This is a genomic window from Nostoc sp. UIC 10890 (assembly GCF_054786515.1).
Window position 1 is genome coordinate 1 of sequence record NZ_JBSGKF010000033.1, and the last position, 9,310, is coordinate 9,310.

The following is a 9,310-nucleotide window of genomic DNA, read 5'->3' on the forward strand; positions in this document are numbered from 1 at the left end:
TGAACCAGTGCTGTATCCCGTTGCCTTGTTTCTCCCAATAATTCCAACGCTGACCAAACCCGCTCCATTTCTTCAGGGGTCAAACTTTGGGCTGGTGGCAGTGGCACTTTTTCCAGTTTTATCCCCAGTGTCGGATTAGTAGAAATAATTTCAGGATACGTGTAACACATCCATTTGAAAAAGCTTTTGAGTGCCGCAATTCCTGCATTGATGCTGCTTTTTGAAAGCGGTTTACCTGCATCAGTCAGTATTTCATCACGGAGATATTCTTTATATAGCGCAAGATGACGTGGACGCAGTTCATGATAGTGCAGCTCACTCCAAGCCAAAAACCTTTTGAGTTCGCGTTCGTAAAGCTTGCGGCTGTTGGGTGCGAGATTGTTGCTGCGTAAAAATTCCAGAACTTTTACCCACCGAATATCGGTTGGTGGTTTTGTACTAGCCGTGCGCCCAGTCAGCAATGCTGTTTCAGCGTTCAGAGGAATGAGTTTAATCGGAGGTAAATTATTTAGTTCAGGGTTATTCACAATAATTATGCGATCGCACTGGGTGGCTCTAAATTTAAAAATTCAGTATATGTCACTGTAAGGATAAAATGAGCAACTTTGAAAGCATAAGTTGAGCAACAGATTGCTTGAAACCGTATTAACCATGTAAGAAGGAAAAAATAAATATAGGAGTTTTGAAAGCATAAGTTGAGCAAAAATATGATTTAGAAAGTATAAGTTGAGCAAACATTTTCAACACTTTGTTCATAAATATACAGCCTTGTGCTGAGATAAAGAGTAGGAGAGACAAATGATCGCAACACTCTCTCCTAACCAAGAATTATGCTTGACAACCTTGAGTTTAACAACTGGTGCCGTCAACAAGACCTCAGTCAAGCAGGGCAGGCAATCATTGAGGAGATTCGCAGCAGCAACCCATCTCGTCGAGTAACAGGGGCAAGGAAAAACGTTTGTGGTAGTTACCCTAGTCGAAAAATGGGATGTACTATTCAATTCGAGAGCCATCATAACGAATTAGCACGTATTTATGAACTAGAACATGACCCATACGTACTCGAATATTACGACCAACCGCCAGCAATAGAATTAGTCTATCAAAGCAAAAGCGGACGAAAAAATAGACATCAGTATACACCCGATTTCTTTATAATTCGGACAGATTCAGCTTTTTGGGAGGAATGCAAAACAGAACTTGAACTTAACAAGCTGAACGAATTGAATCCAAATCGCTATTGCAAAAACTTAGATGGCAAATGGCATTGTCCCCCAGGTGAAGAATACGCTCATGGTCATGGTTTGGACTTTCATGTATGGTCAGATGCTCTAATTAATTGGAACTTCCAACAAAATCTAATTTGGCTGTTAGATTATTTCGGATACTCATCAGAAATTATAGACGAAACCGAGCAAAGTTTGATTGTAAACACAGTAAACAATCATCTAGGAATCACCCTGACAGAACTGTTACAAAATGAAGAAATAAATCCTGATGTACTTTATTGGTTAATTGCCACAGATAAACTTTACGTAGAACTTAATAAAGTTAAACTTTCGCAACCGGAAACTGTATTCGTATTTATTAACCAAGATGTTGCTTTATCTTATGAGCATCTTAACTCAATAGAATCTACAACCCAAACTAGTAATCAAATATTACTCAAAATAGCAGTAGGTACTAACATTTCTTGGGATGGAGAGTCATGGGAGATAGTAAATACCGGGACGACCACTACTGGATTATTACGTGCAGATGGCAAACTTATAGAACTACCAAATTTAGCGCTTACAGCATTGATTGATACAGGTAGAATTGTGGGAGATAAGACAACACAAACCTCAAATATTAAAGCAGCAGCGGCAGAAATTATTAAACACGCAACTTGTGAAGATATTATAGAAGCCAACCGCCGCTACAATTTAATACAACCATATTTAGGAGATGCTCTGAGAGCATATCCAAGCAGCACAATCCGTCGTTGGCGTACTCAGTACCAAAAAGCTTTGCTCATTTATGGACAGGGATACCTGGGATTACTGCCTAAACACAACAATAAAGGCAATCGAACTCCAAAAATTGATTCTCAAACCCAAGAATTTATGCTCGATTTTATCAAGGAGCATTATGAAACACCCAAACAACGCAGAAAATTACGGGTTTATGAATCATTTGTTTTAGCTTGCCAAACCCATGATCCCCCATTCAAACCACCATCGAGAATCACATTTTGTCAAGCTATCAAACAGCGAAGCGGACATCACCAAACCAGAAAACGTCTTGGTAATCGAGCGGCTATTTCCGAAGAACCATTTTATTGGGAATTAAAGCAAACTACTCCACAGCATGGCAGTCGCCCTTTTGAGATTGTCCACATTGATCATACTCAAATTGACATTGAATTAGTCAGTTCGTTGGAAGCTCTAACTAATTGTCATATTGCTAGAAACAACTCAATTCATCAGAATTTAGGTCGTCCCTGGGCAACCTTCATGGTTGATGCATATAGTCGAAGAATTTTATCAGTTTATCTGACCTTCGATGAGCCAAGCTACCGTGATTGTATGATGGTAATTCGCATATGCGTTGCTAGATTTGGACGGTTTCCGCAAAATATTGTTGTAGATAACGGAAAAGAGTTTCACAGTCACTATTTTGAACAATTATTGGCATCTTATACTTGCACGCTGAAGTATCGACCGCCAGCACATGCTCGGTTTGGTTCAATTGTTGAAAGACTATTTGGGACTGCCAACACGCAGTTTATTCATGAGTTGCAAGGTAACACCCAAATCAAACGCCTTCACCGTAAAGTCACCAAATCTGTCAGTCCAGAAAGATTAGCAATTTGGACACTAGAAGAACTGTACTCTGCCTTTTGTGAATGGGCATATTCGGTTTATGACCAACGATTGCATCCGGCATTAGGTACTAGTCCGTGCGATGCTTTTGTCACCGGATTAGCAACAGGTGGAAGTCGCTTACACCGAAGAGTAGCATATGACGAATTATTCCAGATTCTGACTCTACCAGCACCAGATCAACGAAAGCGTAAAGTTCAACCAGGAAAGGGTGTCAAAATACACAATATTTATTACTGGGCAGATGTATTCCGTGATCCAGAAATCGAAAAATCAATGTTGTGGGTTCGTTACGACCCTTGGAATGCAGGAATTGCTTATGCACTAGCACAAGGACAGTGGGTAAAATGCATTTCTTCTTACTATCAATACTTCCAAGGACGTTCCGAAAAAGAAATTCGGCTGGCGAGTGCAGAACTTAATCAGCGCCAACGCAATTACGGACGTAAGTTAATAATAAATGATCGCGAATTAGTAGAATTTTTAAACTCAAAATTTGCTCAAGAAGGCGCTATCCTCAAACAACGCTTGCGCGATACTGAACATGACAAAGTTCACAAAATTATTCAAAATATTTTGATCCCGGAACCAAAGTTAAATTTGGCAGAATTTGCGGCAGAGGAAAATAATGATTGTCCAGGAGATGACTCGACCAATGAAGGTAAAAATTGTGAAACTATCAGCAATTTGACTGCATATATCACGGAAACCCTTGAATATTATGGAGAGTTCTAATGGCACATGATTATAGCTTTCCTCAAGAATTACTAATTCTACCTATTGCTGACAGAATTTCTTATTTCCAGCAATATACAATGGCGCACCCCAAATTATTAATAGCAGCAGAGAAACTCAAAAATGCAATCGATGACCCAGGATTCTTTTCTTTAATTTTTTTATTTGGGCCAACAGGTGTAGGGAAAACCACCTTATTACGTCGCATCACACAAAGGTTACTAGCTTCTTTTCACAAAGAAATGGAACTAGATAAAGGTTTTATTCCTATTGCTAACATCGAAGTTGCTACCCCGGAATTTAGTAATTTTGATTGGAAAGATTTTTATCTACGTGCTTTGGGCGTTCTCCAAGACCCTTGCATTCAGTTACCTAGTTATGGTCGAATTACTAATTTGAAGTTGAAAACATCCTTAGAAGCTGCTCTTAAACATCGTCGTCTGAAAGTTTTTTGCCTTGATGAAGCACAAAATCTCAGTAAAGTTGCCAGTGGTCGAAAATTACGCGACCAGACAGACTGTATTAAGTCGCTAGCAAACCTTACTCAAGTCAAATTCGTACTGGCAGGTACTTATGACTTGTTGATACTTCGTAACTTGAGTGCCCAGTTGTGCAGGCGCAGCCTGGATATTCATTTGGAGCGATACAAAGTCGAGAATGAAGAAGATTTAAAAGCTTTCAGAGGTGTTGTTCAAACTTTTCAACGTCATTTACCTTTTGAAGAAGAGCCTGATTTACTTAAATACTGGGATTTTTGCTACGAACGCAGTTTCGGTTGTGTCGGTATTCTCAAAGATTGGTTATGTCAAGCATTGGCAACGGCGTTACTGGATGGAGCTAAAACTCTCACTCTGTCGCATTTAAAATCTTCTGCTTACTCTCATGAACAATGCATGATTATCTTCAACGAAACACGATTAGGAGAAAAGCAACTTGAGTTTACCCCAGATAGTTCGGCTTTGAGAATTGCTTTAGGTTTAGAATCTCATCATGGGTCAGCTACACATAGCACGTCCCAGACAACCAATACAACCAATACTAAATCTCGTCGCTCTACTACTGGTAATACTAAACCTCAACGTCGTCCTGTTGGAGGTGGTGAAAATGTCGGTTGAAAGTTTGGCTAATTATGAGTCGTGGGACTTAACGATGAACCAACTTCCAAAACGCAGCCATCTTTATTCTCTTAAACCAATGGGTTTTGGTACACCCACAGTTGAAAGTTTTACTAGTTACTTACAGCGCTTGGCTGCTGCACATGGTGTCTCGATTGCTAGTTTAATTCGCTATAAAATTACGCCGTTATTTATTCAGAGCAACCAACCACCCGATTTCTTGAAAGCTGATGATGCTATCAAAATGCTCATCAATGCTTGGCATCGAGAGCCTGCACTTTTACAACAGCAGTCTGCTAAATTTTGGTTAGACCGAATGCAACATGTTGAAAAGCTGGTTGCCATCGTTGAGAAATTAACTGCTAGGCTTGATCTGAGTTTTCTGACTTTACTTCAATGGCACTCCTGGCGGCTTAACTTCAGTCATATTTTCCATACTGAACAACGTTGGTGTTCTGGCTGCTATCAAGACTGGCGTGAAGCTGGAAAACCTATTTATAACCCTTTGTTGTGGACAATAGAAGCTGTAACTGTTTGTCCAGTTCACCAACGTTACCTACAACTGCGGTGCTTGTACTGTGGTTGTTTTCAACAGTTTCTCAATCTGGACTGCAATTCTCTTGGTTATTGTTGTGTGTGTAATGCATGGCTGGGTCGGTTTTTCGACAATACTTCTTTTTCTCAGGGGTCTCGGTTTGATTGGGAAAAGTGGGCTGCTCAATCTGTTGGCCAGATTTTCGGCGCTATGCCAACACTTAGTTCGACTTCTTTTTCTCAAGTTACCCCGCCAGCTAAATATCGGCGAAAACCTACTCTCACTAAATTTTTAAGGTCGTGTTACAAACTTGGAATTAATCCTGTTGAGGGTTTGGAAATTCTCTCGATTATACCGAGTGTAGTCAGTTGAACCCAGACCAGAGCTACTGGACGCTGCTTCCTTTTCCGTAAGCATAAGATGAGCGACCTGTTTTGAAACCATAAAGTGAGCAACTTGCTCATCTTATGCTTTCAGTGACAGTATACACGATCGGGGTGTAAGACAAAATAAGAATCTGTTATCTTTTATCCGATATAAACTACGATTAAAACTACTTGACCCCATGTCGGTTTGCAGACTAAATGAAATTCGTTGTCGGTTCGCGGACAAAGTGAAAATTGTCGCGGACTATGTGAAAATATTCGCGGACTAATTGAAAATTATGTTTCTGAAACCCTAAGTTTTTCGTGGGAAGCTGCGATCGCTAGTTACAGAATTATTGCTCCAAAGCCTTGTACTGTAAAGAGTTGCACTTTTTTATCCTCATTTGGCGGAAAATTTCAATTAGTCTGCGAATTTGGTAGGAAATTTTCAAATAGTCTGCGACAATTTTTCACTTAGTCTGCGACAACACAAGCCAGAAACCCTATTCTTCCGTTGAGAATTTTTCACTTAGTCTGCGAACCCACATCGTGCGGACTAAGTGAAATTTCGTTGCAGACTAATTGAAAATCTACTTGTGTAACCCTGATTCTTTCGTAGCCCCAGAGCGTAGGCGTAGCCCGCCGTAGGCATCGCTAAAATCAAAGTTTTGCTTCAAAGCCTTGTGTGGTAATGAATTGAGACGTTTTATGTCCATTTTGTGGAAAATTTCATTTAGTCTGCGAATTTAGGGGGAATTTTTCACTTAGTCTGCAACAAAATTTCATTTAGTCTGCAACAAAGGTTGCTCAAACCCTTATTCTTGCGTTAAAAAAATTTCACTTAGTCTGCAAACCCACACCCAGACACAACACTTTCACCAACATGCGATCGCTCTGGCTGCATGTTGGCAACGAATAGAAACTATTGCGTTGCCGATAAATTTTGTTTGTCTTGGTATCGCCTTTGATGCGTCATCCAAGCGATAACCATTTACAGGGTGCTAACTTCCAGTTATAGTTAGCCGTAAGTTATTATAGGCACAATGCAACTATAACTTTGACTGAGTGCAAAGATAGTTTACAAAAGTTGCTCAGGCGGTAATACTGCGCGGATAGCTGCAACCGCCTTGATGCAGAACCGTCTGGGAATACAAATTGTCTGTTTTAATTACAAAAATCATCTACCCGAATATCGCGCCAGACATCAGAAACCTGCCAGCCGGAATTGCCCACAGATTGTACTGGAGGATTATCAAGGAGCGGAATATAGTCAGCAACTCTAGGCTCAGAAATTGCTACTGGTTTCTCCTCAACCTCAACCACAGGGGGAGTAGAATTGGCAGTATTAGCTAGAAGTTGTTGGTCTTCAGCCTCCTCGATCATCTTCATCTGTCTCAGGGTAAGCTTGTCGGATTTTTTGATGATCTTCTTAATATCTGTATCATTAGAAGTTTTCATTGGCTGTTCCCTCGAAGGCATTGGTAAAAAAGTTGTCTGAGTAAACTTGGGAGAAGTTAGGTATAAATAATTTGCACAGAATTAACAAGGTACACCAAATTTATGGAAAATACGAGTCCCTAATTGTAAGAATTTATTAATTGTGTACAAATCTGTTTTCGGGTAGATGTCCCAGCATAGTCTGTTGCACAGATGCAAGTATTAAGCGTAAGCGTAGCTCGCCGCAGGCATCGCTTCTTGATCAGACTGTAGGTCAAAAATGTGATTGCGTTTTTGACTCCTAAGACATTTGCCAAGAATAAATCAGCCCAGCCGTCGCTTTCGCCTTGAGGGCTTTCATAGCCTAAATCTCTCGGTTTTGCCAAAAATATTATTGATACGGCTGGGCTGATTTATTTATTTATTGGATCTCCCTAAGACAATTAAATTTTAGTTGCTCAAGGAGGGATACATCTTCTTAATTCCCCAATACCTGCAACCTCATACCCCATACCCTTTCATCCAGTTACAACATGGGTTTGCGCTTAACAAGCGTGCCATTTAGATATAATCTAATCCTTCTATTGGGGGAGGAATTTAATATTAACAGTGAATTAATGTTCTTGAATATACACAAGTTTAGAGGTTTTTTCCTGTGGCTAAAGATGTATTCGATTTGCCAGCACCCTCAGCTAACTCTATTGTTGGACATTTATTTGAACTTGGGCAAGACCCATTAAAATTTCTGACTCGTTGCCGTGATTATGGTGATATTGTTCCTTTACAGTTAGGGTTAACATCTAGTTGTCTAGTAACTAATCCTGAATATATAGAAGAAGTTCTCAAAAATCGCAACGATTTTATTAAAAGCCGAGGCTTACGCGCCTTAAAAAGCTTATTAGGAGAAGGCTTGTTAAGCGCAGAAGGAGAATCATGGTTTTGGCAACGTCGCCTTGCTCAACCAGTATTTCACCAAAAACGCATTAATGCATATAGTGAAACAATGGTAGAGTATACCAACCGAATCCTTCAAACTTGGCACGATGGTGAAACTCATGATGTTCATGAAGATATGATGCACCTGACGCTGCAAATAGTTATGAAGTGCATATTTAGCGCTGACGTAGATGCAGGAGAAGCAAAAGTTGTTGCTAATGCTCTAGATGTGGCAATGCAGTGGTTTGAAAGTAAGCGGCGGCAAAATTTTTTGGTATGGGAGTGGTTTCCAAGACCTGAAAACGTCCGTTATCGTGATGCTATTGCCCAAATGGATGCAGCTATTTATAAACTGATTCAAGAGCGTCGCAATAGTAAAGAAAAAAACAATGATTTGTTGACAATGCTAATGGAAGCGAAAGACGAAGAAACTCTTCAGCAGATGGATGATAAACTGCTGCGGGATGAAGTCGCTACCTTAATGTTGGCAGGGCATGAAACAACTGCAAATACTTTATCTTGGACATGGATGCTCTTGGCACAAAATCCTGAAGTGCGTGAAAAATTAGAATCAGAACTTAATCAAGTTTTGCAAGGAAAGTTACCAACTCTCGAAGACCTTGGGCAATTAGTTTATACACAGCAAATTATCAAAGAATCAATGCGGTTATATCCTCCGGTACCTCTCATGGGGCGGGAGGCAGCAGTAGATACCCAAATTGGTGATTACGATATTCCCCAAGGTATGGCAATCATGATTAGCCAATGGGTAATGCACCGTCATCCAAAATATTTTGAGAATCCTGAAGCTTTTCAACCAAATAGATGGACACAAGAGTTTGAAAAACAACTGCCTAAAGGAGTATATTTTCCCTTTGGGGATGGGCCAAGGATTTGTATAGGTAAAGGTTTTGCTCAGATGGAAGCGGCTTTATTATTGGCGACGATCGCTCAACGCTTCCAAATAGACTTAGTGCCAGGATATCCAATCGTGCCACAGCCTTCAATTACCTTACGTCCAGTAAACGGTCTGAAGGTACAACTGAAGCAGATTGTGTCAAATGCTTCTAAAGATGGGAAACATCAACAAGTAGAAACTGCTTATTAAGTAGGTGGGTGGGAAAATTTATAACTATGTCATTGCCAACGGAGCAAAGCGAAGTGTTCGCGGAGCGTGTCACAGACAAGCAATCGCAAGGGTTTTGAGTTTTTTACATTTCGTTACGATGAGCAAGGAATTTGTACTCATGGCATCAGGACAGAATAAACCCAACGGACTAACGGTGATTTTACCGGAGGATGCGATCGCCTTTGTAGAGCAGC

7 protein-coding genes are annotated in these 9,310 nt (G+C 40.3%); 4 read left to right on the forward strand and 3 right to left on the reverse strand.

What is annotated here, in order from left to right:
* Positions 1–530, reverse strand: a 530-nt coding sequence (locus ACWATR_RS37755; protein ID WP_460344821.1) for a tyrosine-type recombinase/integrase, incomplete at its 3' end; no start/stop codon positions are given.
* A 300-nt stretch (positions 531–830) separates the two neighbouring features.
* Here ACWATR_RS37755 and ACWATR_RS37760 point away from each other — a divergent pair.
* Genes ACWATR_RS37760 through ACWATR_RS37770 form a run of 3 tightly spaced genes read left to right on the forward strand, consistent with a single transcriptional unit; the run spans position 831 to position 5,621 of the window.
* On the forward strand, positions 831–3,599 hold the full coding sequence (locus ACWATR_RS37760) for a DDE-type integrase/transposase/recombinase (RefSeq protein ID WP_460344803.1): 2,769 nt from the start codon (positions 831–833) through the stop codon (positions 3,597–3,599).
* The gene (locus ACWATR_RS37765; protein ID WP_460344806.1) at positions 3,599–4,714 is read left to right on the forward strand and encodes an ATP-binding protein; all 1,116 of its coding nucleotides are present in this window, start codon (positions 3,599–3,601) and stop codon (positions 4,712–4,714) included. The genes ACWATR_RS37760 and ACWATR_RS37765 overlap by 1 nt, the downstream gene beginning before the upstream one ends.
* Positions 4,704–5,621: a TniQ family protein gene (locus ACWATR_RS37770; RefSeq protein WP_460344809.1), complete on the forward strand. Its 918-nt coding sequence runs from the start codon at positions 4,704–4,706 to the stop codon at positions 5,619–5,621. Before ACWATR_RS37765 ends, ACWATR_RS37770 begins: the two co-directional genes overlap by 11 nt.
* A 583-nt stretch (positions 5,622–6,204) precedes the next feature.
* Here ACWATR_RS37770 and ACWATR_RS37775 read toward each other — a convergent pair.
* Positions 6,205–6,330 (reverse strand): hypothetical protein, encoded by a 126-nt coding sequence (locus tag ACWATR_RS37775; RefSeq protein WP_460344812.1) that lies wholly within the window; start codon positions 6,328–6,330, stop codon positions 6,205–6,207.
* Positions 6,331–6,778: 448 nt separating this feature from the next.
* A complete protein-coding gene (locus tag ACWATR_RS37780) occupies positions 6,779–7,072 on the reverse strand; it encodes a hypothetical protein (protein WP_460344815.1) in 294 nt (97 codons plus the stop codon).
* 634 nt (positions 7,073–7,706) lie between these two features.
* On the opposite strand from ACWATR_RS37780, the gene ACWATR_RS37785 reads away from it, so the two are divergent.
* Positions 7,707–9,095 (forward strand): cytochrome P450, encoded by a 1,389-nt coding sequence (locus ACWATR_RS37785; protein ID WP_460344818.1) that lies wholly within the window; start codon positions 7,707–7,709, stop codon positions 9,093–9,095.
* Positions 9,096–9,310 lie beyond the last annotated feature (215 nt).